A 25,577-nucleotide genomic window follows, 5' to 3' on the forward strand; every position below is an offset into this window, starting at 1 on the left:
GTAACAAGCAGTAACGGTTTTTCTTGGTTAAAGAACGCAAACATTTTTAAAATAGAGCGCATTTCCAATCTCCAGGTTTGATGGCGAACCATGAGCTCTGCAGCTTGGACGTGCACTTACAGATTAGGAGTTCATCATGGAGTTTGATATGGTCGATAACGCAGCACTGGGTACCGTCATCAAGGTCGTCGGCGTTGGCGGCGCGGGCGGTAACGCGGTGCAGCACATGATCAACAAGGGCGTGGCCGGCGTCGAGTTCATCGCCGCCAACACCGACGCCCAGGCCCTGGCCGCGTCGAGCGCCCACAACATCATCCAGATCGGCGACTCCGGTCTGGGCGCCGGCATGCGTCCGGAAGTCGGCCGCCAGCTGGCCGAGCAGTCGCGCGCGCGCATCGAGGATGCGCTGCGCGGCGCGCACATGGTCTTCATCGCCGCCGGCATGGGCGGCGGCACCGGCACCGGCGCCGCACCGATCGTGGCCGAAGTGGCCAAGAGCCTGGGCGCGCTGACCGTGGCGGTCGTGTCCAAGCCGTTCTCGTACGAAGGCGGCAAGTGCATGGAAGTGGCCGAGACCGGCCTGAACGAACTGACCAAGCACGTCGACTCCCTGATCGTCATCCTCAACGAAAAGCTGGAAGACATCTACGAAGACGAATCGATGCTGGACTGGATGAAGCACGCCGACGACGTGCTGAACAACGCGGTCGCCGGTATCGCCGAGATCATCAACGTGCCGGGCCACATCAACGTCGACTTCAACGACGTCAAGACCATCATGAGCGAGCAGGGCAAGGCGATGATGGGCACCGCGACCGCCGCCGGCGTCGACCGCGCGCGCATCGCCGCCGAGCAGGCCGTGGCCTCGCCGCTGCTGGACGGTATCGACCTGTCGGGCGCCAAGGGCGTGCTGGTGAACGTCACCGCGTCGCGCGGCCTGAAGGGCAAGGAGATCAAGGAAGTCATGGCCGCCGTGCGCGCTTTCGCGGCGCCCGACGCCGCCATTGCCCAGGGCATCGCCTACGACGACGCGATGGGCGACGAGCTGCGCGTGACCGTGGTCGCGACCGGCCTGGGCAAGAACAAGGCCAATATCTCGCTGGTGCAGCCGCAGCAGGTGCTGCGCACCGGCACTTACGGCAGCCCGGTCATGGGCGCCACCTCGGTGACCCCGGGCGTGGCCGTGGGTTCGGTCGCCGGCGCGCCGGGCATGGACGGCATGAAGCAGCCGGCCGTGTGGCGCCGCGAGCAGGCCTCGGAGCAGGTGCGCGCGATGCAGAACAACGGCGTCGAGACGTACGACATTCCGGCCTTCCTGCGTAAACAGGCTGACTGAGCAAGCGGACTGAACGCCGTTAAAACTCCATGATGAAGGGCCCGGGACGACCAAGCGTCCCGGGCCTTTTGTTTTATACTCGTCGATCTCGTTCCAACCACATGGAGTAGCACAACATGACCATCCAGATCGGCGACCGCCTGCCCGACGCCACCCTGTCCGAATTCATCGAGACCGAAACCGAAGGCTGCGCGCTCGGCCCGAACACCTTCCAGGTCGCCGACCTGGTCCGGGGCAAGACCATCGTCGTGTTCGGCCTGCCGGGCGCCTTCACGCCGGGCTGCTCGATCCAGCACCTGCCCGGCTACATCCAGCACGCCGAGGCGCTGAAAGCCAAGGGCGTCGACGAGATCTGGTGCGTGTCGGTCAACGACGCCTTCGTGATGGGCGCCTGGGGCCGCGACCAGAAGGCGACCGGCATCGTGCGCATGATGGCCGACGGCAGCGCCATGCTCACCCGCGCGCTGGGCCTGGAATTCGACCTGACCGCCAGGGGCCTGGGCGTGCGCAGCCAGCGCTACTCGATGCTGGTGGTCGACGGCGTGGTCAAGCAGCTCAACGTCGAGAACGGCGGCGGCGTCGACGTCTCGTCGGCCGAGAAGATGCTGGCCCAGCTGGCATGATGCACGCAACCGCGCACGCAACCACGCGCGCACACGCGCAGGCATGAGCGCGGAGGCGGGCGCGCGCCTCAAGGGCAACCTGCGCAGCATCCAGGCGATGCTGCTGGCGGTGGTCGCTTTCTCCATCATGGACACGATGATGAAGCTGCTGGCCGCCGAATTCCCGCCGATGCAGGTGGCGGCGCTGCGCGGCCTGTCGTCGCTGCCGCTGGTGTGCGCCTACGTCGCCTGGCGCGGCGCGTTCAAGGGGATCCTGCGCGTCCGCTGGCCGCTGCACATCCTGCGCGGCGTGATCGGCATCGCCATGCTGGCGCTGTTCGCCTACGGCGTGAATACGCTGTCGCTGGCAGAGGCCTACACGATCTATTTCGTCGGACCGATCCTGATCACCGCCTTGTCGGCCCCGGTGCTGGGCGAGCGCGTGAACGGCGCGCGCTGGATCGCGATCGCGATCGGCATGGCCGGCGTGCTGGTGGTGCTGCGCCCGAGCGGGGCGGGTTTTCTTTCCGTCGGCGGGCTGGCGGTGCTGGCCTCGGCGATCGGGTATGCGGTGTCGGCGGTCGCCGGGCGGATCCTGGCGCGCAGCGACCGCGCCGAGCACATGGTGTTCTGGGTGATGCTGATGATGGGGCTGGGGGCGGCCGTGCTGGCGGCGCCGTCGTGGGTGCCCTTGCAGGCCCGGCATGTGCCGCTGCTGGCGGCGCTGGCGGTCTCGGGTTTCGTGGCCCAGCTGGCGTTGACCGAAGCCTTCAGCCACGGCGAAGCCTCGGTGGTCGCGCCGTTCGAATACACGGCCCTGGCCTGGGGCGTGGCGATCGACTGGCTGATGTGGAAAACCCTGCCGGACGGCTTCACCTTGCTGGGTGCGGCGATCATCATCGGCAGCGGCTTGTACCTGATTCGCCACGAAACGGTGCACGCGCAAGCCTGACATCCATGAAACGTGGCGTGCCAACCACCCCCAATGGGCCACTGAGGGGGGCTGTCGGCGCACTGGTGCACGCTACGCTATAATCAAACGATGCTAAAACAAAGAACAATCAAACAGCTGGTGCGCACCACAGGTGTCGGCCTGCACTCCGGCACCAAGGTCGAACTGACCCTGCGCCCGGCTGCAATCGGCACCGGCATCGTGTTCCGCCGCGTCGATCTCGACCCGGTGGTCGAGTTCCCCTCGAACGCGGACATCGTCGGCGACACCCGCATGGCGACGGTGCTCACGCATGGCAATGCGCGCGTCTCGACGGTCGAGCACCTGATGTCGGCCTGCGCCGGACTGGGCATCGACAACCTGTACGTCGACGTCACTGCCGAGGAAATCCCGATCATGGACGGCTCGGCCTCGTCCTTTGTTTTTCTGCTGCAGCAGGCCGGCGTGCAGGAGCAGGGAGCGCCCAAGAAGTTCATCCGCGTGCTCAAGCCGGTCGAGATCCGCCAGGGCAGCGGGGCGGGCGAAAAGTGGGCGCGCCTGTCGCCGTACGACGGCTTCAAGCTCGACTTCTTCATCGAATTCAACCACCCGGCGGTGGACGGCACCATGCAGCGCGCCAGCATCGACTTCGGCAAGGTCTCCTACGTGCACGACGTCTCGCGCGCACGCACGTTCGGCTTCATGCAGGACGTCGAAAGCCTGCGCGGCATGGGCCTGGCGCGTGGCGGCTCGCTCGAAAACGCGATCGTGATGGACGAATACCGCATCCTCAACGCGGACGGCCTGCGCTACGAGGACGAGTTCGTGCGCCACAAGATCCTCGACGCGATCGGCGACCTCTACCTGGTCGGTTACCCTCTGCTGGCCGCGTACGAAGCGCACAAGTCGGGCCATGGCCTGAACAACCAGCTGCTGCGCGAACTGCTGGCCCATCCGGACGCCTACGAGATCGTCACCTTCGAAGAGCAGGCGCGTGCGCCGCAGTCGTACGGCGAGCAGATGGAACGGGAGTGGGCGCTGACCTGAAGTTGCGGGGCGGCGTTCGACCCGGCGCCTAGCCGCGCTGCTTCCTCTTTTCCGCCAGCCGCCGGATCGCCGCGATCAGCTGCGCATTCTGCTTCGTCGCCGGCAAGCTCTCGCCGAGCTCCTCGAATGCATCGACCGCCATCGGCGGCAATTTCAGCCCGCCACCGGCTTTTTTCTCGGCCTGCGCCTGCTGGGCCAGTGCGCGTCCGACCTGGATCTTGATGCGTACCGATTCCACCTGCCATCCCTTCTTTTGCAGCCCGGCCTGCAGCTTCGGCAGCTGTTGCTTGAGCTTGGCCGCGACGGCCGAGGAGGGCACGGCCAGCGTCAACACGCCTTCCTGCAACGACAGCACGTCACAGCCGGCATACATCGGCGGCAGGGTCACCTTGACGTCTTTTTGCAGATTGCCCATGCGCAGGGCGGTCGGCAGCAGGCTGGCGATGCGGTCGTTGGCGCGCAGGAAATCGGTGGCGCCGAACGCCGTGCGGCGGTCGCGCGTACCGTAGATATGGAAGGGGTAGGACTTGGGCGATGGGGACGACATGCGGCCAACATACCACATCTGCCCCCCTCTGCGGACCGGCGCCGGCCTCCTGCGCGCCACCCGACGGCCATTTGTGGGAGAAATGTGCGCCCAAGTGCAATTTGATAACATTTTTTGGCCAGGCACGCTTGTGAACTTCCCACCAGTCCCCAAGTGTGGCCGGATCGCATGATAAAATCGGTGGCTTTTTGCCATAGGCGGTCTTCGGTCGATATAATTTTGATATCACCCCTGGCTTTTCGAAGTCCTTTTAAGAACACAGCATGTCATTCCTGACCAAGATTTTCGGCAGCCGTAACCAGAGGTTGCTCAAGCAATACCAAAAAACCGTGCGCGACATCAACGCGCTCGAGCCGCAGATGGAAAAGCTGTCGGACGCCGAACTGAAGGCGAAGACTCCCGAATTCAAGCAACGCATCGCCGGCGGCGCCTCGCTGGACGACATCCTGCCCGAAGCCTTCGCCGTCTGCCGCGAAGCCGCCAAGCGCGTGATGAAGATGCGCCACTTCGACGTGCAGATGATCGGCGGCATGGTCCTGCACTATGGCAAGATCGCCGAAATGGGCACCGGCGAAGGCAAGACGCTGATGGCGACCCTGCCGGTCTACCTGAACGCGCTGTCCGGCAAGGGCGTGCACGTCGTGACCGTCAACGATTACCTGGCCCAGCGCGACGCCGACCAGATGGGCCGCCTGTACGGCTGGCTCGGCCTCACCACCGGCGTGAACCTGTCGCAGATGGACCACGACAGCAAGCAGCAGGCCTACGGTTCCGACATCACCTATGGCACCAACAACGAATATGGCTTCGACTACCTGCGCGACAACATGGTGTACGACGCCAAGGAACGCGTCCAGCGCAGCCTGAACTTCGCCGTGGTCGACGAGGTCGACTCGATCCTGATCGACGAGGCGCGCACCCCGCTGATCATCTCCGGCCAGGCCGAGAACCACACCGAGCTGTACCACAAGATCAACGAAGTCCCGCCGCTGCTGACGCTGCAGATCGGCGAAGAGACCCCGGACGGCAAGGGCCAGGTCGAAGTCCCGGGCGACTACACCAAGGACGAAAAGGCGCACACGGTCCTCCTGACCGAAGCCGGCCACGAAAAGGCCGAGCAGATCCTGACGCAAATGGGCCTGCTGCCGGAAGGCGCCTCGCTGTACGACGCCGCCAACATCACCCTGATCCACCACCTGTACGCGGCGCTGCGCGCGCACGTGCTGTACCACAAGGACCAGCACTACGTGGTGCAGAACGGCGAAGTCACGATCGTCGACGAATTCACCGGCCGCCTGATGACCGGCCGCCGCTGGTCGGAAGGCCTGCACCAGGCCGTCGAAGCCAAGGAAGGCGTGCGCATCCAGAACGAGAACCAGACCCTGGCCTCGATTACCTTCCAGAACTACTTCCGCATGTACAACAAGCTGTCCGGCATGACCGGCACCGCCGACACGGAAGCCTACGAATTCCAGGAAATCTACGGCCTCGAGACGGTCGTGGTGCCGCCGAACCGCCCGTCGCAGCGCAAGGACCGCCAGGACCAGGTGTACAAGTCGGCCGAGGAAAAGTACGGCGCGATGGTCACCGACATCCGCGATTGCTACGAGCGTGGCCAGCCTGTACTGGTCGGCACCACCTCGATCGAGAACTCCGAGCTGCTGTCGGGCATCCTGACCAAGGCCCAGCTGCCGCACAACGTCCTGAACGCCAAGCAGCACGCGCGCGAAGCGGAAATCATCGCCCAGGCCGGCCGTCCGAAGATGATCACCATCGCGACCAACATGGCCGGCCGCGGTACCGACATCGTCCTGGGCGGCAACGTCGAGAAGCAGATCCAGTTCATCGAAGCCGACGAGGCGCTGGCGCCCGAGCAGAAGGCAGCGCAGGCGCAGACCCTGCGCGACGAATGGCAGTCGCTGCACGACCACGTGGTGGCCCAGGGCGGCCTGCACATCATCGGCACCGAGCGCCACGAGTCGCGCCGCGTCGACAACCAGCTGCGCGGCCGTGCCGGCCGCCAGGGCGATCCGGGTTCCTCGCGCTTCTACCTCTCGCTCGACGATCCGCTGCTGCGCATCTTCGCCGGCGACCGCGTGCGCGCGATCATGGACCGCCTCAAGATGCCGGAAGGCGAACCGATCGAAGCCGGCATCGTGACCCGCTCGATCGAATCGGCCCAGCGCAAGGTCGAGGCGCGCAACTTCGACGTGCGCAAGCAGCTGCTCGAATACGACGACGTCGCCAACGACCAGCGCAAGGTGATCTACACCCAGCGTAACGAACTGCTGGAATCGGTCGACATTTCCGAGCTGATCGTATCGCTGCGCATCGGCGTGTTCACCGACGTGGTGCGTACCCACGTGCCGGCCGAGTCGGTCGAAGAGCAGTGGGACATCCCGGCGCTCGAGCGCGTGCTGGCCGACGAGTGGGCGCTGAAGGTCGATCTGGCCCAGATGCTGCAGGAAGATTCGAGCCTGAACGACGACGACATCCTCGAGCGCGTGCTGGCCGCCGCCGAGGCGTCGTACGACGCCAAGGTCGGGATCGTCGGCAAGGAAGCCTTCGCCGGCTTCGAGCGCAACGTCATGCTGCAGAACATCGACACCAACTGGCGCGAGCACCTGGCGGCGCTGGACCACCTGCGCCAGGGCATCCACCTGCGCGGCTATGCCCAGAAGAACCCGAAGCAGGAGTACAAGCGCGAGGCGTTCGAGCTGTTCGCGGCGATGCTGGACGCGATCAAGAACGAAGTGATCCGCACCATCATGACCGTCCGCATCCAGACCCGCGAGGAAGTCGAAGCGGCCGAAGCGGCGATGCAGGCGGCTGCCGCGCACCTGGAAAACGTCAACTACCAGCACGCCGACTTCGACCCGTCGGCCGCGCCGGAAGACCTGATGGCGCCGACCGCGGTGGCGTCGGCCGACGACGCGCCGACCGGTCCGCGCGTGAATCCGGACGACCCGCAGATCGCGTACCACGGCGTGAAGGTCGGCCGCAACGACCCGTGCCCTTGCGGCAGCGGCAAGAAGTTCAAGGCTTGCCACGGCAAGCTGGCGTAAGCCGCTCAGGTTCCTGAGCAATAACGTTTTGCAGCAATAAAAAAGCGCCCCGCGGGGCGCTTTTTTCATGCCGGTTCCAGGATCACGCGGCCTTCGGCCCCGGCATCGCACGCCGCAGCCAGCCGATCATGGCGTCGTCGAGGCCGGCCCCCATGCGCAGCAAGGGTTCGCTGGCGGTCGCGCGGCGGAAGGCGGCGACCGTGGACGGGTCGGTGCCGACCATGTCGTGGAACAGGTCCATCCAGCGGCGCGCCAGTTCGCTGGCTGCCGGGCTGCGCGCTTCGGGGTCGCGCTCCATCGCGGCCTGCACGTCGGTCATCAGCCCGGTCCATTCGTGCCCGCGCGTGGCGCTGTGGCGGCGCATGCGCGCCAGCGTGTCGGCGGCCAGGTACCTGGCCCAGGTGCCGGCCTTGAGCTCGCCGACCGCGGCCAACACGAAATCCATCAGCGGTTTCGGCACGCCCACCTTGTCGTGCTCGACCATGGCCATGGCGTTGATCTTCGCCACCAGCCGGGCATCGCCCCTGGTGTCGCGCTCGAAGGTCTGCAGCCAGCGCAGCGCGAAGGCCTTGGCGGCGTCCGACGCCGGCGCCACCTGCGAGCGCATCAGGCCTTCGCCCTGTTCGACCAGGCCCTGCCAGTCGGCCTTGGCGGCATCGTCGTGGTACATCGGCAGCTGCTCCAGCTCGTCCGGGGTGAAGTATGTTTCGTAGGTCTGCATGTGAGTCATCATTTCCTCCAACGTGGTCAGCCAGGTGGACATGTCCGGCGTAGCGCCGGCGGCCAGGTCGCCGCGCAGGCGCAGCAACTGGTCGCGCATGCGCGCGGTCTCGTGCAACTGGCGCTCGAGCTCGGCCAGCTGGCGGTCGACCACGGCCAGCGGGCTGCCGGCCGGACTGTCCAGGCAAAGGCCGATGTCGGCCAGGCTCATGCCGAACGAGCGCAGGGCCTGGATGCTTTGCAGGCGCGCCACGTCGTTGCGGTCATAGAGCCGGTAGCCGGCATCGGAACGCGCCGAAGGCGAGAGCAGCCCGATGCTGTCGTAGTGATGCAGCGTGCGTACCGTGAGTTTGGCGAGCGCGGCGAGTTCACCGACTTTCAGCATGGGAGGTTCCTGTGTTCAGCGTGTGACCACTCTCGTCCCTCACGCGGCGTGAGGGTCAAGCGGTTTGTCGACCATGAATCAGGTCGGGCGCACCGGATGCGGCAGGCGCTTTTCCTCGTGCCACAGCGTGACGAACAGCGTCATCGCGACCGGGCCGACGAACAGGCCGATCAGGCCGAGCGTCTCGACCCCGCCCAGGATGCCCAGCAGGACCGCGATGAAGGGCAGCTGGGTGGCGCTGCCGATCATCTTCGGGCGCACGAAGTGGTCGGCCACGAACAGCACCACCATGCCCAATACGGCGATGGCGATGGCGGCGCTGGCCGCGCCCTGGTACAGCAGCAGGGCGGCCACCGCGCCAAACGCGACCGGCGCGCCGAACGGGATGATGGCCAGTATCCCGGTGACCGCGGCCCACAGCACGGCCGAGGGCACGCCGGCGATCTGGTAGCCGATGCCGAGCAGGACGCCTTCGGCCATCCCGACCAGCACCAGCCCGTTGACGGTGGCGCGCACCGCGACCGGCACCTTGAGCGAGTACAGCATCCAGCGCGTTTCGCCGATCAGGTGGGCGCCGAGCGCATTGGTCTGGCGCTGCAGCGCGGCGCCGTCCTTGTAGAAGAAGAACAGGCACACGAAGGCGAACACCACGTCGATCGCGCGGTGCATCAGGCCGCTGCCCACGCGCTTGAGCACTTCGCTGGCGTTCTGCATGCGCCCGACCGAGCCGTCCTGCAGCAGGTGCGCCAGGCCGTGCGGCTGGCCGATCGTGGCTTCCCACCATTTGTAGATCGCGTCGCCGCCCATCGGGATGCGGTGCAGCCATTCGGGCGCGGCCAGGCCCTGGGTGTTGGCGGTGGCGACCAGCTCGGCCAGCGCCGGCGCCTGGCGCGCGGCCTGCGTGACGCCCACCGCCAGCGGCGTGACGAAGACGACGGCGGCCAGCACGGTCACTGCCGCGGCCGCCAGGATCGGGTGACCCTTGAACACGGCCAGCGCGCGCCGGTACAGCGGCCAGGTGGCGATGCACAGGATCACCGCCCACAGCAGCGGCAGCAGGAAGCGCTGGGTCACGAACAGGGCGAACAGGATGATCGCCAGCGAGAAGCACGCGCCGAGCAGGTCGCGTTGGGATTCAGTCATCAAGGACTCCAGGTTGTCCAGCCATCTTACCAAAAGCGCATGATCGGAAGATTACGTCTGCATTCAGGCCAATTCTGTAATGGCAATGTTGCAGATTATTAATCAACATCCTCAGGAAGTCATTAACAGCCTGGGCCGAAGCGGGCACGCTGGGTGGCACTGCATGGAAGCCGCTGGCGGTACAATATTGGATTCTTAATCTTTCTCTTTTTTCACTGGGAACGTCATGGCCGTCAATTCTCCGCTGCCCGTCGCAAGCGAACTGAAACCCGTCAACGGTATCGAACTCGGCTTTGCCGAAGCCGGCATCAAGAAGCCGAACCGCAAGGACCTGCTGGTGATGAAGCTCGCCGAGGGTGCGACCGTCGCCGGCGTGTTCACCAAGAACCGCTTCTGCGCGGCGCCGGTCCAGGTCAGCAAGGCCAACCTGGCCGCGGTGGCCGCCGGCGGCAAGCCGATCCGCGCGCTGGTGATCAACACCGGCAACGCCAACGCCGCCACCGGCGAGCCGGGCCTGGCCAATGCGCGCGCCACCTGCGACGAGGTCGCGCGCCTGCTCGGCATCGATGCGCAGCAGGTGCTGCCGTTCTCGACCGGCGTGATCCTGGAGCCGCTGCCGGTGCAGAAGATCGTCGCCGGCCTGCCGGCCGCGATCGCCAACCTGAAGCTCGATAACTGGTTCAACGCGGCCGAGTCGATCATGACCACCGACACCCAGCCCAAGGCCGCCTCGCTGACCACCGCCATCGGCGGCCACGCGGTGACGATGACCGGCATCAGCAAGGGCGCGGGCATGATCAAGCCGAACATGGCGACCATGCTCGGCTACCTGGCCTTCGACGCCAAGGTCGCCCAGCCGGTGCTGGACGAACTGGTGAAGTACGCGGCCGACCGCTCGTTCAACTCGATCACCATCGACGGCGACACCTCGACCAACGACTCCTTCATTCTCGTTGCGACCGGCGCCGGCGGCCTGGTGGTGGACAGCACCAGCGGCCCGGCATACGAAGCGCTGCGCGACGCCGTCACCGGCATCTCGCGCCACCTGGCCCAGCAGATCATCCGCGACGGCGAGGGCGCGACCAAGTTCATCACCATCGCCGTCGAGCAGGGGCGCGACGTCGAGGAATGCCGCAAGATCGCCTACGCGATCGCGCACTCGCCGCTGGTCAAGACCGCCTTCTTCGCCTCCGACCCGAACCTGGGCCGCATCCTGGCGGCGATCGGCTACGCCGGCGTCGACGACCTCGACACCACCAGGCTGGACCTGTACCTGGACGACGTGCTGGTCGCGAAAGCGGGCGGACGCAATCCGGAGTACAAGGAAGAAGACGGCCAGCGCGTGATGAAGAAGGAAGAGATCGTCGTGCGCGTGTTCCTGGGCCGCGGTACGGCCGAGGCCACGGTCTGGACCTGCGACCTGTCGCACGACTACGTCTCGATCAACGCCGACTACCGTTCCTGAGCGGGGCCCGCGATGAACCAGTTGGACCAGTTTCTGCACCGCGCCGAGGCCTTGCTGGCGCGGGTCGAAGCCTTGCTGCCGCCGGCCGCGCCGCGCACGCCCGACTTCAAGCACAGCTTCGCGTTCCGCTGGCGCCGCCGTGCGGGGCCGGGCGGCGGCGCCTACCTGCAGCCGGTGGCGCACGCCGCCAGCATCCGCCTCCAGGACCTGCATCACATCGGCCGCCAGAAGGGCGAGATCGAGCAGAACACGCGCCAGTTCGTCGAGCGCCGCCCGGCCAACAACGTGCTGCTCACGGGCGCGCGCGGGACGGGTAAATCGTCGCTGATCAAGGCCTGCCTGAACGGCTTCGCGCACCAGGGCCTGCGCCTGATCGAAGTCGACAAGGCCGATCTTGCCGACCTGCCCGACATCGTCGATCTGGTGGCGGGGCGCCCGGAGCGCTTCGTGATCTTTTGCGACGACCTGAGTTTCGAGGAAGGCGAGGCCGGCTACAAGGCGCTGAAGGTGGCGCTGGACGGCAGCATCGCCGCGCAGTCGGACAACGTCCTGATCTACGCGACCTCGAACCGGCGTCACCTGATGCCGGAAAAAATGTCGGACAACCTCGGCGCGACCCACAGCGACGACGGCGACCTGCATCCGGGCGAGGCGATCGAAGAGAAGATCTCGTTGTCCGAGCGCTTCGGGCTGTGGCTGTCGTTCTACCCGTTCAAGCAGGACGACTACCTCGACATCGTCGGCCACTGGCTGGAAAGCTTCGGGTGCACGCCCGCCCAGATCGAAGCGGCGCGCGCCGATGCGCTGCGCTGGGCGCTGGGCCGCGGCTCGCGCTCGGGCCGCGTGGCCTGGCAGTTCGCCAAGGATTACGCGGGCAAGCTGCCGCCTTCGCCGGCGCCGGCGCAGGAGCAGGTCGATGTCTGAGCCGGTCAAGAAAGCCGGCATCGTCGACGTCGCGGTCGGCATCCTGATGCGGCCGAACGGCGACGTGCTGCTCGGCCAGCGGCCCGAAGGCAAGCCCTACGCCGGCTACTGGGAATTCCCGGGCGGGAAAGTCGAGCCGGGCGAGGACATCTTCCACGCGCTGCAGCGCGAGTTCGTCGAGGAACTCGGTATCAAGGTGCTCAGCGCCGAGCCCTGGTGCTGCGTCGAACACGTCTACGAGCACGCCCACGTGCGCCTGTACTTCTACATCAGCCGCGAATGGGACGGCGAGCCGCAAAGCCTGGAAGGCCAGGCGTTCGCGTGGCAGGGCGCGTATGCGGTCAGCCCGCTGCTGCCGGCGACGATTCCCTTGCTGGGGTGGCTGGACAAGGTGCGCTACGCGCAGCCGGACGCCTGAGCTGCGAAAGCGGCGACCGTCATGCGCCGCCCAGCCGGCGCTGCAGCAGGCCGATGCCTCGGCACTATTCCTTGGACACCGACTCGGCGTCGACATCGCCCGGCGGCGCACCGGGAATCGTGTACTTCTCTTCGGCCCAGGCGCCCAGGTCGATTTGTTTGCAGCGTTCGGAACAGAACGGGCGATACTTGTTCGCCGGCGTCCATTCGACCTTCTTGCCGCAGGTGGGGCAGGATACGACGGTCATGAATCTCGTTTCTCAAAAATCGGTTCAGAAATTGCAGAGCGTGAGCTCGAAGGGCACGTCTTCTTCCAGCGGCTTCGGTTTCAGGTCGCCGCCTTGCGTGGTGAAGCGCACCCACAGCATGTATTTGTTGGCCGAGATCTCGGGGATCGCGCCCAGGCTGTCGTCCAGCGACAGGCGCAGCATCTGGTAGACCTTGCCTTGCAACATTTGCTGGTAGCTGCCGCCGACGGCGATCATCTTGACCGCGCCGCCGGAATTGCGCAGCAGGCGCAGCACCAGCGACAGCGCGTCGAACAGCGGCCCCATCGGCGCGAACCAGCCCATGACGTCGGCCTGGCGCTGCTCGCTCGGGCGCTGCTGCCACGCATAGTATGAGGGCAAATCGAATTTGCAGGCGCCGCCCGGGATGATCGTGCGGCCGCGGATGCTCATCAGCCATTCATTGTCGCGCACGTTCTGGCCGGTCTTGCCCTGGGCGCCCACCAGCGCGGTGCTGACGGCGTCGAGTTCGGTCAGGACCGCGTCGAGCATCTCGGGGGCGACATTGGGATTGCTGCGGTAGCTCAGCAGGCTCTGCTTCTGGCGCTCGAGTTCCTGCAGCAGATCGGACTTGAGGTCGGCGCGGCCTGCCACTTCCAGCATGTCGAAGATCGTCGCGAGCGCGACATGGTGCTGCAGAGGGTGGTCCTGATTGACAAAGAACTTGAACTTCTCGTACAGGTCTTCCAGCCGCAACAACGTGCGAATCCGCTCGTTGAATGGGTATTCATAGACGATCAAAGTGGCCTTCCTCTCGACGTGGGCTGGTTGTCGACTCTGTGATTCTGAACCATGCTGGCCAAAATTACAAATCTTAGCCCGGTTGGGCCGCCAATCTTGCCGCTTCGTCAAGATAAAACGCGTGCAGGCGTTCCACTTGCGGCAGCAGGGCGTCGATGCCATCGTCGTTGCGGATCACGTCGTCGGCTTCACGCAGGCGGCGCGCGCGCGGCACTTGGGCCGCCATGATGGCGCGCACCTGGGCCTCGGCCATGTGATTACGCGCCATCACGCGCGCCACCTGCATCTCCTCGGGACAATCGATCGCGAGCACGCGCGCGACGCGCTCGCGCCAGGTGCCGGACTCGATCAGCAGCGGCACCACGAAGATGGTATAAGGGCCGCTGGCCAGCAGCGCGGCGGCATTGGTGGCCTCGCGGATGCGCGGATGCAGGATCGCTTCCAGGCGCGCGCGCGCGTCGGGGTCGGCGAACACCAGCGCACGCATGCGGGCGCGGTCGAGCGCGCCCTCGGGCGTGGCGTAGTCCGGGCCGAACGCGTCGACGATCGCCGGCATCGCCGCGCCGTGCGGGGCGGTCAGGGCATGCGCGATCTGGTCGGTGTCGATGACCGCGGCGCCGCGTGCCGCGAACAGGTCGGCGACCGTGGTCTTGCCGCAGCCGATGCCGCCGGTCAGGCCGACCGCGAAGCGGCTGACGGCCGAGCCTTGTGCTTCCATGCGTCTCCTCGTTGGACAGGTCCGGACTCAGCCCAGCAGCATCCCCTGCACGTAGCGGGTCAGCGGGAGGCCGTACAGGAGTGCGATCATACCAGCGGCCGCGAGGTAGGGGCCGAAGGGAATCGGATTGTCGCGCGCGCGCTTGGCGAACAGGATCAGCGAAATGCCGACCACGGCGCCGACCACCGACGACAGGATGACGATGGTGGGCAGCATCTGCCAGCCGAGCCAGGCGCCCAGCGCCGCCAGCAGCTTGAAGTCGCCGTAGCCCATGCCTTCCTTGCCGGTGACCAGCTTGAACAGCCAGTAGACGGCCCACAGCACGAGGTAGCCGGCGGCCGCGCCGATCACGGCATCGTGCAGCGGCACGAAGGTGTTGTTCAGGTTGACCAGCAGGCCGGCCCACAGCAGCGGGTAGGTCAGGTCGTCGGGCAGCGTCTTGGTGTCGTAGTCGATCAGCGTCATCGCGATCAGCAGCCAGCCGAACACCAGCGTCGAGCCGCCCAGCAGGCCGCCGCCGAAGCGCCACACCAGCAGCGCCGACAGCAATCCGGTGACCAGTTCGACCGCCGGATAGCGCGCCGAGATCGGCGCCTTGCACTGGCTGCACTTGCCGCGCAGCGCCAGCCAGCTGATCACCGGGATGTTTTCCAGCGCCGTGATCTGGTGGCCGCAGTGCGGGCAGCGCGAGCGCGGCACCATCAGGTTGAAGCGGTCCTGGTGCGGCAGTTCGCGGCCGGCTTCGTGCGCGATGTAGTTGTCGAGCTCGCGCTGCGCCATGATCGGCAGGCGGTGCACGACCACGTTCAGGAAGCTGCCGACCAGCAGGCCGAGGACCAGGGCGGCGATGGCAGCGGCGAGCGAGGCGGGCGCGGCGTAGAGCAGGGTATCGAGGGGCATAAAGGCTTTGCTGAGAGCTGGTTTCTGTCAATCAACATATTGTAGGTCTATTTCGGGCCTTTGCGGCATGCGCGTGGGGTTGCACGACGGCAAAATCTCCGAGAGTTGCGTGCGGATCACGCTTGCGGGCGGTCGGGCTGCCTGGCGCCCGCCGGGCAGCCGTCATTCTTCCGCCAGGGCCGCTGCGGTCGCCTGGCTCTTCCCGCGCGCGATCGCTTCCACCCGCGCGCGCTGCGCATTGCCCCAGGCGCACAGGGGCGTCAGCGCCTGCGCCAGCGAATGGCCGAAGTCGGTCATGCGGTACTCGACCCGTGGCGGCACTTCCTGGAAATCGTGGCGGGTGATCAGCCCATCTTCGACCAGTTCGCGCAACTGCTGAATCAACATCTTTTCGCTGACCCCGGCTACCAGCCGCCGCAATTCGCCGAAACGGCGCGGCCCGCCCGCCAGGTGAAAGACGATCAGAGGCTTCCATTTTCCACCGACGACAGCCAATGCGACATCGAGCCCGCAGCGTATATCCATGATTTTTGCCCGGTACTTACTTTTTGGTAGGTACTAGCATAACAGAAATCGCTGGTGAATAATGCGCACGTATCCACACAAAGGAGGTTCATCATGGGCAGGCTCGAAGGAAAAGTTGCACTTATCACCGGTGCGAACAGCGGCATCGGACTGGCCAGCGCCAAGCGCTTCGCGGCCGAAGGTGCGCGCGTATTCATGAGCGGGCGCCGCCAGGCCGAACTCGACACCGCCGTGGCGGCAGTCGGTGTCCAGGCGCGCGGTATCCAGGGCGACGTGTCGAACCTTGGCGACCTGGACCGCATGTTCGCCATCATCCAGGCGGAAGCCGGCCAGCTCGACATCCTGTTTCGCCAATGCCGGCGGCGGCGAATTCGCACCGTTGGGTGAGATCACCGAGGCGCACTTCGACAAGACCTTCGCCACCAACGTGAAGGGCACGCTGTTCACAGTACAGAAGGCGCTGCCCCTGCTGCGCGATGGCGCCTCGGTCATCCTGACCGGTTCCACCGCCGGCGCCGGCGGCACCCCGGCGTTCAGTGTCTACAGCGCCAGCAAGGCGGCAGTGCGCAACTTCGCGCGCAGCTGGATCCTCGACCTGGCGCCGCGCAAGATCCGCGTCAACGTGCTGTCGCCCGGCGCGACCTCGACCCCGGGCTGGCACGGCCTGGCGCCGAACGCCGATGTCAACCAGGCCATGATCGGCGCCGTGGAGACGAGCACGCCGCTAGGCCGCCTCGGCAATCCGGAGGAAACCGCGGCGGCGGCGCTGTTCCTTGCCTCGGACGAGAGCAGTTTCATGACCGGCAGCGAATTGTTCGTCGACGGCGGTTCGGCCCAGATCTGAGGCACGCGGCGGATGCACCGAGGCCGGCTTCGCTAACGGGTTCTGGCGCGCATGAGGGATCTGCAAGCCAATGCGCTTGTGGCAGGTCAGGACGATCGAAAACCTTAGCATGAATACATTTCCAGTTTTTTGGTGTCCCTAGAATCGGGCGGGCCCGGTCATGCCGGGCTGGGCGGCGGCAGCGGCCGGGCTCGGATCAACTGGAGAATGTATGCATCACCTGAAACGCGCATTCGCGGCGGCCGCGCTCTCGGCCGGCATGGCGCCGGCGTTTGCGGACGTCATCACGCTGGACTTCGAAGGGAGCGGCAATCTGAATCCCAACGGCGACTATTACAACGGCGCAGGTGGACCCAACTACGGCATCAGCTTCAGCGGCGCCACCCTGGCCATCGTCGACGAGGATGCGGGCGGGACCGGCAATTTCAGCAACGAGCCGTCGCCGAATACCGTGATGTTTTTCCTCGACGATAACGAGGCTGTCCTGAACACTGCGGTCGGCTTCGATACCGGTTTGTCGTTCCATGACTCGTCGTCTAAGGCGGCCAGCGTGACCGTGTACGACGGCCTGAACGGGACCGGCAAGGTGCTGGCCCGGCTGCCCTTGAGCGCGCCATTCGACGCGGGCTGCAGCGGCGATCCGATTGGAACGTATTGCAACTGGACGCCGGTCGGCGCGACCTCCGCCGGCACCGCCCGTTGGATCAGCTTCGCCGGAACCGCCGACCGGGTCGGCTACGACAACATCACCTTCGGCGCGGTCGTCCCGGTACCCCAGCCGTCGGAGATGCTGATGCTGGCTGCCGGCCTGGCGGCCATCGGCCTGGCAGCGCGCCAGGGCCGGACCGGCTTGCACGGCTGAGCCGCCTCAGACCACCGACCCCAGCTTGAAGATAGGCAGATACATCGCCACCACCAGGCCGCCGATCAGCACGCCCAGAATCACCATGATCAGCGGCTCCATCAGCGAGGCCAGGGCGCCCACGGCCTCGTCGACTTCCTCTTCGAAGAAGTCGGCGACCTTGCCGAGCATGCCGTCGAGCGCGCCGGACTCTTCGCCGATCGATACCATCTGCGTCACCATGTTGGGGAACACGTTGACGTTCTGCATCGCGACCGTCAGGCTGGTGCCGGTGCTGACCTCGTTCTGGATCTTCTTGGTCGCTTCCAGGTAGACGTTGTTGCCGGAGGCGCCGCCGACCGAATCGAGCGCTTCGACCAGCGGCACGCCGGCCGCGAACATGGTCGACAGCGTGCGCGTCCAGCGCGCGATCGTGGCCTTGCGGATCACCTCGCCGAAGATCGGCAGGCGCAGCAGCACGCGGTCCATGGTCTGCTGCATCTTGAGCGAGCGCTTCCAGGACTGGAAGAAGAAGTACAGGCCGCCGAAGATCGAGCCGAAGATGATGTACCACCATTGCACGACGAAGTCGGACATGGCCATCACGATCAGCGTCGGCGCCGGCAGGTCGGCGCCGAAGCTGGCGAACACCGACTTGAACGCCGGCACCACCCAGATCATGATCACGGCGGTGACGATGAAGGCGATCGCCAGGATCGAGCACGGGTACATCAGCGCCGACTTGATCTTGGCTTTGAGGGCGAGCGTTTTTTCCTTGTAGATCGCGAGACGCGTCAACAGGTCTTCCAAGATACCGGCTTGTTCGCCGGCACCGACCAGGTTGCAGAACAGCGGATCGAAGTAAAGCGGATATTTGCGGAAGGCGTTGTTCAGGCTGGTGCCGGTCTCGATGTCGGCGCGCAGGTCCATGATCAGCTTGGACATCGACGGGTTCGCGTGGCCCTTGCCGACGATGTCGAACGATTGCAGCAGCGGCACGCCGGCCTTCATCATCGTGGCGAGCTGGCGCGTAAACAGGGTCAGGTCCTTGTCCTGGATCTTCTTGCCGCTGCGGTAAGCCTTCTTCTTGACCTTGGTCACGACGATGCCCTGGCGGCGCAGCGTCACGTTGACGATGGTCTCGCCGCCGGCGCGCATTTCGCCGCGCACGGTCTTGCCGGTCTTGTCCTTGCCTTCCCAGGCGAAGACGTGTTCCTTGATCTGGGGGCGGGCGGCGCCGCCGCGTACCTGGGCAGAAGTTGCCATGATTTATCCTATTCGTTGGTACAACCGAGCACTTCTTCCAGGCTCGTCAAGCCTGCTTTGACTTTCATCAGGCCCGAGCGCCGCAGCGAATTGACGCCGTCCTGCTCTGCCTGGGCCGCAATCTGCATTGAATTGCCGTTGGCCAGGATCAGGGCCTCGATTGCCGGGCTGATCGGCATGACCTGGTAGATGCCGACCCGGCCCTTGTAGCCGGAACCCAGGCAGCGTTCGCAGCCGATCGGGCCGTAGGGTTTCCATTCGCCGTCCAGGTCGGCGTCGCGGAAACCGGCGGCTTTCAGGGCGTCGCGCTCGATCTCGAGCGGCTGCTTGCAGGTGCACAGGCGGCGCGCCAGGCGCTGGGCCGTGATCAGGATCACCGACGACGCGATATTGAACGGCGCCACGCCCATGTTGACCAGGCGCGTCAGCGTCGACGGCGCATCGTTGGTGTGCAGCGTCGAGAACACCATGTGGCCGGTCTGGGCGGCCTTGATCGCGATGTCGGCGGTTTCCAGGTCGCGGATCTCGCCGACCATGATGATGTCCGGGTCCTGGCGCAGGAAAGCCTTGAGCGCAACCGGGAAGGTCAAGCCGGCCTTTTCGTTGACGTTGACCTGGTTCACACCGGGCAAATTGATCTCGGCCGGGTCTTCCGCGGTCGAGATGTTGATCCCGGGTTTGTTCAGCAGATTCAGGCAGCTGTACAGCGACACGGTCTTGCCCGAGCCGGTCGGGCCGGTCACCAGCACCATGCCGTAGGGGCGGGTGATGGCGTCGACCAGCAGCGCGCGCTGTTCGGCTTCGTAGCCGAGCGAATCGATGCCCATTTGCGCTTGCGTGGCGTCGAGGATACGCATGACGGTCTTTTCGCCGAACAGCGTGGGCAGCGTGCTGACGCGGAAATCGATCGACCTGGTCGGCGACAGCACCAGGCGCAGGCGGCCGTCCTGCGGCACGCGCTTTTCCGAGATGTCGAGCTTGGACAGCACCTTGATGCGCGACACCAGCTTGTCGCGGATCGACACCGGCGGCTGCATGTGGTCGCGCAGCACGCCGTCGACGCGCAGGCGGATGCGGTACTGCTTTTCGTAGGGCTCGAAGTGGATGTCGGAGGCGCCGAGCGTGATCGCATCCATCAGCACCTTGTTGAGGAAGCGCACGATCGGTGCATCTTCGACGTCGGTGGCGGCCGCTTCCTGCACCGTCGTCTGCGCTTCTTCCTCGGCGAACTCGATCTCGGCATCCTCGCCGACCAGGTCGGTGATGGTCTGGTCGGCGCCCTTGGCGAGGCTGGCCAGCAGGGCCAGCAGGGTGTCATGCGGCACGATGACCGGTTCGACCGAGGCTTCGCTCTGGAACTTGATCTGGTCCAGCGCCTGGGTGTTGGTCGGGTCGGACAGCGCGACCGACATCTTGTTGCCGCGTTTGGACAGCGCCACCACGCGCTGGCTCTGCATCAGGCGCGCGTCGATGGCGTTGGCCGGCAGCGCTTCCAGGCTCAGCGCGGACAGGTCGAGCAGCGGGTAGCCGAAGGTCTCGGCGCAAAATACCGCCAGTCCGCGCGAATCGATGAGGCCGGCGCCGAGCAAGGTGTCGATGAAACCGGCCTTGTCGGCGGTGGCCTTCTTTTGCAGGGTCTCGGCCTGCGCAATCGGCAATCGCCCGGCCTGGATCAGGGCGCGCGCCAACCCGGGCAGCGCACTGCCTGTCATGGGGGTGGGAAGGACTGCTGCCATAGTTTACGGTCGGGTGGGCGACAAGAAGCGGGCCGGATTGAGCGGCCCCGGAGGATGAAAGGAATGATGCCTGCAGGCATCAAAATGGTCAAGCGTTTGACATGAGGGAAGAGGCATGCATACCACGTAGACGAAATGACATGCGGCCCTGGACGGGCCCTGGCGTGAACACGAGGACAACATCGGCGCTCCGGTCGGCTTGCGGTGGATGAGGCGCCGATCGAGGCCGGCGCGGCGGTCCGGCAGCCTCGTTCAGGCCGCCAGCCAGCGTTTGACCGCGACCGGGCGCAACAGTTTCACGACCTTGATCGCCTGGTTCTGCACCTGCACGACTTCGATCACGCATTGACCGATTTTCAAGGCGATCGGCGAGTCGGGAATCTCCTGCAGCAGCTCGAGCAGCAAGCCGTTGACGGTCTTGGGCCCGTCCAGCGGCAGGTCGAGGCCGAGCTTTTTGTTGATGTCTCTCAAGGGCGTCGCGCCTTCGAGCAGGCATTCGCCCTTGGCGTTCCAGCCGATGGTTTCGCCGCGCGCCGTGCCCGGCATCGAGGTCGTGAAGTCGCCGATCATCTCTTCGATGATGTCTTCGAGCGTCACCAGGCCCTGCACCTCGCCGTATTCGTCGACGATGATGCCGAGCTTTTCCTTCTTTTCTTGGAAATATTGAAGTTGCTCAAAGACGCCCGTGTCTTCGGGGATGAAGTAGGGCTCGGACAGCAGCGCACGCAGATGGTCGACGCTGATTTCGTCCGATTCGTTGAGCAGGCCGATCGCCTTGCGCACGTGCAGGATGCCGACGATCTTGTTGATCTCGCCTTCGAATACCGGCAGCTTGTTGTGGTAGCAGGTGGTCAGCTCGAGCTTGATCTGCTCGATCGGCGCGTCCAGGTTGAGCGCCTCGACCTGGCTGCGCGGGGTCATGATGTCTTCGACCGAGATCTTTTCCAGATCGAACAGGTTGAGCAGGATGCTCTTGTGCTTTTGCGGAATGAACTGGCCGCCTTCCAGCACCACCGAGCGCAACTCTTCCAGCGACAGGCGATGCTGGTTGTGCGCATTCACGCCACGGATGCGCAGGATTTTCAAGAGCCCGTTGACGAACAGATTGACGAACCAGATCGCCGGCTTGGCCACGCTCATCAGGGGTTTGAGCACCCGGCTGCTCCCCAGCGAAATCCGCTCCGGGTAGGTCGCGCCGATGATTTTCGGCGAAATCTCGGCGAACACGATCAGCAGGAAGGCGACGACCGCGGTGGCGATCGTGATCACGCTTTCCTCATGGCCGAAGAACAGGATGGCGATGGCGGTGACCAGCGCGGTCGCCATGGCATTGATCAAGGTATTCGCAATCAGCACCAGGGAAAGCAGCTTGTCGGTGCGCTCGAGCAGCCAGAGGGTGGTAACGGCGCCGCGGTGGCCGCGCTTGGCCATGTGGCGCAGGCGGTACTTGTTGGCCGCCATCAGCGCGGTTTCGGCCATGGCGAAGAAGGCCGAACAGAGTATCAGGAGGGCGAGTGCAAGGATCAGCACCCAAAGCGGTACGGTTTCCAAGGCTCACCGTGAGAATCGTGCAAGGGAAGCTGACCGGAGCCAGCGCATCAGCCCGATTCTAAGTCAAGGGGAGGGGGCTTGCAAGTTTGGCCAGTCTGGCCAGGGGCGCACATGCCGCCCCCGGCCGCGCTGGTGGTATCAGCGCGCGTTGCCGGCAAGCGCGAGCGACAGCTGCGGGCGGCCGAGCATCGGGGCATCCAGCGCATGGTTCAGTTTGAACACCGCCAGCACCTCGGTCAGCTGGCCGGTCTGCTCGGTCAGCGACACCGCCGCCGCCGAGGCTTCCTCGACCAGCGCCGAGTTCTGCTGCGTCATCTCGTCCATGGCGCCGATCGCGCGCCCGATCTGCTCGATGCCATCGCTCTGGCGCTGGCTGGCTTGCGCGATCTCGGCCATGATGTCGTGCACCGTGCGTACCGAGGTCACGATCTGTTCCATCGTCGAGCCGGCTTCGTCGACCAGTACGGTGCCGGCGTTGATCTTGCTGACCGAGTCGCCGATCAATTGCTTGATCTCCTTGGCGGCGGCGGCCGAGCGCTGCGCCAGCGAGCGCACCTCGCTGGCCACGACCGCGAAACCGCGGCCCTGCTCGCCGGCGCGCGCGGCTTCCACGGCCGCGTTCAAGGCCAGGATATTGGTCTGGAAGGCGATGCCGTCGATGACCGAGATGATCTCGACGATCTGCTTGGCCGAATCGTTGATCGCGCCCATGGTGGCGACCACGTTGCCGACCACTTGGCCGCCGCGGGTGGCGACCTCGCTTGCCGACATGACCAGCTGGTTGGCCTGGCCGGCGCTGGCGGCGTTGGCGCGCACGGTGTCGGTCAGCGATTCCATGGCGCGCGTGGTGTGCTCCAGGCTGCCGGCCTGGGATTCGGTGCGGCTGGCCAGGTCGGCGTTGCCGCTGGCGATTTCGGAGCTGGCGGTGGAGATGGTCTCGGCCGAGGTCTTGATGTCGGCGACCATGCCCGACAGGCGCGCGCGCATGTCCTTCAGCGCAGCCAGCAGGCTGGCGTGGTCGTCGGCGTCGGTGCGGATCTCCATCGACAGGTCGCCGGCGGCGACGGCGCGCGTGATGTCGCGCGCATATTCCGGCTCGCCGCCCAGCTGCTGCCAGATGGTGCGCACCACGAACCACGAGACGATGGCCAGGGTCGCGATCACGATCAGGGCGGTAAGGATGGTGGCGGTGAGCACCCGGCGCACGCTGGTGGCGCTGCTGGCCAGTCCGTCCTTGAACTGGCGCTGGGTCAGTTCGGTGAATTTGGCGACGTCGCCGTTGAGCGTGGTCAGCGCCTTTTGCATGCGCCCGACCACCGCTTGCGGATCGCCCTGCTCGAGGTCGAGCATGATCTTCGCCGCCGACAGCGCCGGCGCGTAGTAATCGTCGAAATCCTTGCCCAGACGGGCGGCGCTGTCCTGCATGCCCTCGAGCTTGCCTATGTCGGCCAGGCGCGCGCGCACCTTGTTGGCCTGCTCGCCGATCTGCGTGACACGGGCCTTGTCGCCTTCGCTGACAGCATCGCGCAGCCCGTCCGTGACCGCCTGGATGTCGCCCGCCAATCCCTTGGCCGCGCTCAGCGCCGGGAAGTCGACGTTTTCGGTCATCTGGATCGAGTTCAAGGCACGTGTCGAAATACTGGCGCTGACCGCAACGCCGAGTCCGAAAATGATGGCCGAAATGACCGGAAGTGCCCAGATCCTGCGCTTGATACTCATGCTGCCTTCTCCTGAATTTGAATGGCAAGACCCCGCACACCCTCTCGAGGCGTGCGGGGCCGTCGCGCCCGTGCGTTACTGGGCGGTGTAGATCACCTTGACCGAGCTGTCGACGGCGCTCTTCTCGATGTAGCCGATGGCTTTCGGATCGTTGGCGACGGCCTTCTTCACGGCAGCGCTGTCGGCGGCTTCCTTCGGCATCGTGGCCTTGCCGGTGAACACCAGCTTGGACCACAGCGACTTCACCTGCGAGGCTTCCTTGTCCGTCACCTTCTTGTAGAACTCGGTGCGGATCGGGGCGCCCTCGGCCTGGTCGACCGGCGTCATCGACGTCGATTTACCGAGGAAGAACTGGGCCACCTGGTCCTTGCTCATGCTGCTTTCGGCGGCTTTCGGGTTGACCACGACGACGACTTCGGCCATGGCCGGCACGGCCAGCGCGAGGATGGCTGCGGCGAGGGAGGTTTTGATCATTGCTTTCATCTCGGGTCTCCTCAGAACACGAAGTCGACGGCGATGGCGCCGACGGTGACCGGGCCATGGAAGGTGGCGGTCGGCTGTGCGAACAGGCCTTTGCCTTGCGGCTTGACGCGGTCGAGCTGGAACTTGATGTCGGCCGAGCTCATGAAGTCCCAACGGACGCCGATCGAGTCGGTGCTCTGCGAGCCGCCCTGGGCGCTGTTGCGCAGCGATTCCACGGTGCCGTACAGGGTGCGCACGGTCGCGCCGCAAGCGGCAGGCGAGCCGGCCGGGCAGGACGTCGGGACGGTATTGGTGAAGTCCGCCGGTACCGACAGCTTGGCGTGGCTGTAGTACGGCAGGAACTTGCCGAAGCGATAGCCGGCCAGCGCGTACCAGGAGTTGGTGTTACCCGAGTAGGTTTCGAGCTTGCGCTTGGCGTATTCGGTCTGGGCGACGACGTTGTTCCAGTCCATGCTCAGGCCGATCGAGGTGAAGCTGCCTTTTTCCTTCGGCTTGTTGATCAGGTTGCCCATGTCGGTCAGCTGCGGGATGCGCAGCGCCGCGCCAGCCTTGGTGAAGGTCGAGGCCAGGTTGATCAGCGACGCCGAGTTCTCGACCGTGATCTTGGCTTCGGTGCGGCCGAAGCGCAGGGTGAACGGACCGTGCTCGGCGCTCAGGTTGAGGGCCTTCAGGCCGGTCGCGTCGGCGTCGGCGCCGCCGGTCAGCGTCGTCTTGCTGTGGCCGAGGCCGAACTGGGCGGTGAAGGTGGTGTCGGCGAATTCCTGCTGCCAGGTGATGTCGGCGCCGTCGAAGCTGTTGATCGGCACCTGCGAGTAGACTTCCGACGGCGGACGCAGGAAGGTGTTGGCATAGCCGACGTTACGGTAGTCGGAGATCATGAAAGCCGGCAGGCCCATGCGGCCGACGCGCACGCTCAGGTTGTCCGACAGCTTGGCCTTGGCAAAGGCCCAGCTCAGCTCGGCGCCGTAGTCGTCTTCACCGTCCTTGCGCACCAGGCCCTGGCCGGTCACCGACAGCCAGCTGTTGACGCTGTAGTCGGCTTGCAGGCCGAGGTTCGAGTCGACGCTCGTCACGGGATTGCGCTTGGCGCCGCTGGGCTGGTTCGGACGCACGAACTGGGCGTCGTCGTTGTTGGTCCAGGTCAGTGCACCGGTGCCGAAGCCGCTGATGCGGACGGCGGAAGTGTCTTGTGCATAAGCGGTAGAGACGGCCAGAGGCAGGGCGAGCATGGTCGCCACGAGAGAGTTTTTCATGGAATGATCTTGCAGTGCTGCGTGATTAAGTTGTCGGAAATGCGGAGGCAAGTGGTGGCGGTTGTTGGGCCACACGATGTATTGCTTGAGTTAATTGTATTGCTGCACCAAATATTTCCACAACGAAAATC

At 65.4% G+C, this 25,577-nt stretch carries 23 protein-coding genes and 1 pseudogene; 10 read left to right on the forward strand and 14 right to left on the reverse strand.

Annotated elements, in window-relative coordinates:
* The first annotated feature begins 136 nt into the window (after window positions 1–136).
* The 4 genes from ftsZ (at window position 137) to lpxC (ending at window position 3,916) form a co-directional block, all read left to right on the forward strand.
* Window positions 137–1,336 carry a cell division protein FtsZ gene (ftsZ, locus tag FA90_RS23295; RefSeq protein ID WP_036173051.1) on the forward strand — a complete coding sequence of 400 codons (1,200 nt, stop codon included), beginning with the start codon at window positions 137–139 and terminating at the stop codon, window positions 1,334–1,336.
* Between the two features lie 116 nt (window positions 1,337–1,452).
* Window positions 1,453–1,959 (forward strand): peroxiredoxin, encoded by a 507-nt coding sequence (locus tag FA90_RS23300; protein ID WP_036173054.1) that lies wholly within the window; start codon window positions 1,453–1,455, stop codon window positions 1,957–1,959.
* 43 nt (window positions 1,960–2,002) lie between these two features.
* Window positions 2,003–2,890, forward strand: a complete 888-nt coding sequence (locus tag FA90_RS23305) for a DMT family transporter (RefSeq protein ID WP_239700927.1) — start codon at window positions 2,003–2,005, stop codon at window positions 2,888–2,890.
* Between the two features lie 90 nt (window positions 2,891–2,980).
* Window positions 2,981–3,916, forward strand: a complete 936-nt coding sequence (gene lpxC, locus FA90_RS23310) for a UDP-3-O-acyl-N-acetylglucosamine deacetylase (RefSeq protein ID WP_036173057.1) — start codon at window positions 2,981–2,983, stop codon at window positions 3,914–3,916.
* Between the two features lie 28 nt (window positions 3,917–3,944).
* On the opposite strand, the gene FA90_RS23315 is transcribed toward lpxC, so the two are convergent.
* Window positions 3,945–4,463: a DciA family protein gene (locus FA90_RS23315; RefSeq protein WP_051972035.1), complete on the reverse strand. Its 519-nt coding sequence runs from the start codon at window positions 4,461–4,463 to the stop codon at window positions 3,945–3,947.
* A gap of 263 nt (window positions 4,464–4,726) precedes the next feature.
* Between FA90_RS23315 and secA the strand changes: the two genes are divergently transcribed.
* The gene (gene secA, locus FA90_RS23320) at window positions 4,727–7,528 is read left to right on the forward strand and encodes a preprotein translocase subunit SecA (RefSeq protein ID WP_036173059.1); all 2,802 of its coding nucleotides are present in this window, start codon (window positions 4,727–4,729) and stop codon (window positions 7,526–7,528) included.
* An 82-nt stretch (window positions 7,529–7,610) separates the two neighbouring features.
* Here secA and FA90_RS23325 read toward each other — a convergent pair whose 3' ends face one another.
* Together FA90_RS23325 and FA90_RS23330 are read right to left on the reverse strand one after the other, a co-directional pair.
* A complete protein-coding gene (locus FA90_RS23325) occupies window positions 7,611–8,633 on the reverse strand; it encodes a MerR family transcriptional regulator (protein WP_036173062.1) in 1,023 nt (340 codons plus the stop codon).
* Window positions 8,634–8,711: 78 nt separating this feature from the next.
* Window positions 8,712–9,776, reverse strand: a complete 1,065-nt coding sequence (locus FA90_RS23330) for an AI-2E family transporter (RefSeq protein ID WP_036173066.1) — start codon at window positions 9,774–9,776, stop codon at window positions 8,712–8,714.
* A 226-nt stretch (window positions 9,777–10,002) separates the two neighbouring features.
* Here FA90_RS23330 and argJ point away from each other — a divergent pair, with 226 nt between their 5' ends.
* From argJ to FA90_RS23345, 3 genes are read left to right on the forward strand one after another with little or no spacing between them, the layout of a single operon-like run.
* Window positions 10,003–11,241: a bifunctional glutamate N-acetyltransferase/amino-acid acetyltransferase ArgJ gene (gene argJ / locus FA90_RS23335; RefSeq protein WP_036173069.1), complete on the forward strand. Its 1,239-nt coding sequence runs from the start codon at window positions 10,003–10,005 to the stop codon at window positions 11,239–11,241.
* A gap of 12 nt (window positions 11,242–11,253) precedes the next feature.
* Window positions 11,254–12,165, forward strand: a complete 912-nt coding sequence (locus FA90_RS23340; RefSeq protein ID WP_036173072.1) for an ATP-binding protein — start codon at window positions 11,254–11,256, stop codon at window positions 12,163–12,165.
* A complete protein-coding gene (locus tag FA90_RS23345; RefSeq protein ID WP_036173075.1) occupies window positions 12,158–12,583 on the forward strand; it encodes an NUDIX domain-containing protein in 426 nt (141 codons plus the stop codon). Before FA90_RS23340 ends, FA90_RS23345 begins: the two co-directional genes overlap by 8 nt.
* 64 nt (window positions 12,584–12,647) lie before the next feature.
* Here FA90_RS23345 and yacG read toward each other — a convergent pair whose 3' ends face one another.
* The 5 genes from yacG to FA90_RS23370 all read right to left on the reverse strand — a co-directional run bounded on the left by yacG (window position 12,648) and on the right by FA90_RS23370 (window position 15,753).
* Window positions 12,648–12,830 (reverse strand): DNA gyrase inhibitor YacG, encoded by a 183-nt coding sequence (gene yacG, locus FA90_RS23350; RefSeq protein WP_036173078.1) that lies wholly within the window; start codon window positions 12,828–12,830, stop codon window positions 12,648–12,650.
* A 24-nt stretch (window positions 12,831–12,854) separates the two neighbouring features.
* On the reverse strand, window positions 12,855–13,610 hold the full coding sequence (gene zapD, locus FA90_RS23355; protein ID WP_036173081.1) for a cell division protein ZapD: 756 nt from the start codon (window positions 13,608–13,610) through the stop codon (window positions 12,855–12,857).
* 73 nt (window positions 13,611–13,683) lie between these two features.
* Entirely contained in the window at window positions 13,684–14,328 is a 645-nt protein-coding gene (gene coaE / locus FA90_RS23360; RefSeq protein ID WP_036173084.1) for a dephospho-CoA kinase, read from the reverse strand.
* A 27-nt stretch (window positions 14,329–14,355) separates the two neighbouring features.
* On the reverse strand, window positions 14,356–15,228 hold the full coding sequence (locus tag FA90_RS23365; protein WP_036173086.1) for an A24 family peptidase: 873 nt from the start codon (window positions 15,226–15,228) through the stop codon (window positions 14,356–14,358).
* A gap of 162 nt (window positions 15,229–15,390) precedes the next feature.
* Window positions 15,391–15,753, reverse strand: coding sequence for a helix-turn-helix domain-containing protein (locus tag FA90_RS23370; protein WP_036173089.1), 363 nt, complete (start codon window positions 15,751–15,753; stop codon window positions 15,391–15,393).
* Between the two features lie 90 nt (window positions 15,754–15,843).
* Between FA90_RS23370 and FA90_RS23375 the strand changes: the two are divergent.
* A pseudogene (locus FA90_RS23375) lies at window positions 15,844–16,597 on the forward strand (SDR family NAD(P)-dependent oxidoreductase).
* A 211-nt stretch (window positions 16,598–16,808) separates the two neighbouring features.
* Window positions 16,809–17,459 carry a hypothetical protein gene (locus FA90_RS23380; protein ID WP_036173092.1) on the forward strand — a complete coding sequence of 217 codons (651 nt, stop codon included), beginning with the start codon at window positions 16,809–16,811 and terminating at the stop codon, window positions 17,457–17,459.
* A gap of 6 nt (window positions 17,460–17,465) precedes the next feature.
* On the opposite strand, the gene FA90_RS23385 is transcribed toward FA90_RS23380, so the two are convergent.
* The 6 genes from FA90_RS23385 to FA90_RS23410 form a co-directional block, all read right to left on the reverse strand.
* The gene (locus FA90_RS23385) at window positions 17,466–18,704 is read right to left on the reverse strand and encodes a type II secretion system F family protein (protein ID WP_036173095.1); all 1,239 of its coding nucleotides are present in this window, start codon (window positions 18,702–18,704) and stop codon (window positions 17,466–17,468) included.
* An 8-nt stretch (window positions 18,705–18,712) separates the two neighbouring features.
* The gene (pilB, locus tag FA90_RS23390; RefSeq protein WP_036173098.1) at window positions 18,713–20,440 is read right to left on the reverse strand and encodes a type IV-A pilus assembly ATPase PilB; all 1,728 of its coding nucleotides are present in this window, start codon (window positions 20,438–20,440) and stop codon (window positions 18,713–18,715) included.
* Between the two features lie 252 nt (window positions 20,441–20,692).
* Window positions 20,693–21,991 (reverse strand): HlyC/CorC family transporter, encoded by a 1,299-nt coding sequence (locus FA90_RS23395; RefSeq protein ID WP_036173101.1) that lies wholly within the window; start codon window positions 21,989–21,991, stop codon window positions 20,693–20,695.
* A 138-nt stretch (window positions 21,992–22,129) separates the two neighbouring features.
* A complete protein-coding gene (locus FA90_RS23400; RefSeq protein WP_081934003.1) occupies window positions 22,130–23,710 on the reverse strand; it encodes a methyl-accepting chemotaxis protein in 1,581 nt (526 codons plus the stop codon).
* A gap of 75 nt (window positions 23,711–23,785) precedes the next feature.
* Window positions 23,786–24,193 carry a hypothetical protein gene (locus tag FA90_RS23405; protein WP_036173104.1) on the reverse strand — a complete coding sequence of 136 codons (408 nt, stop codon included), beginning with the start codon at window positions 24,191–24,193 and terminating at the stop codon, window positions 23,786–23,788.
* Between the two features lie 11 nt (window positions 24,194–24,204).
* A complete protein-coding gene (locus FA90_RS23410) occupies window positions 24,205–25,446 on the reverse strand; it encodes a hypothetical protein (protein ID WP_036173107.1) in 1,242 nt (413 codons plus the stop codon).
* Window positions 25,447–25,577 lie beyond the last annotated feature (131 nt).

The sequence above is a fragment of the Massilia sp. 9096 genome (assembly GCF_000745265.1).
In the GTDB taxonomy this organism is placed as follows: domain Bacteria; phylum Pseudomonadota; class Gammaproteobacteria; order Burkholderiales; family Burkholderiaceae_D; genus Telluria.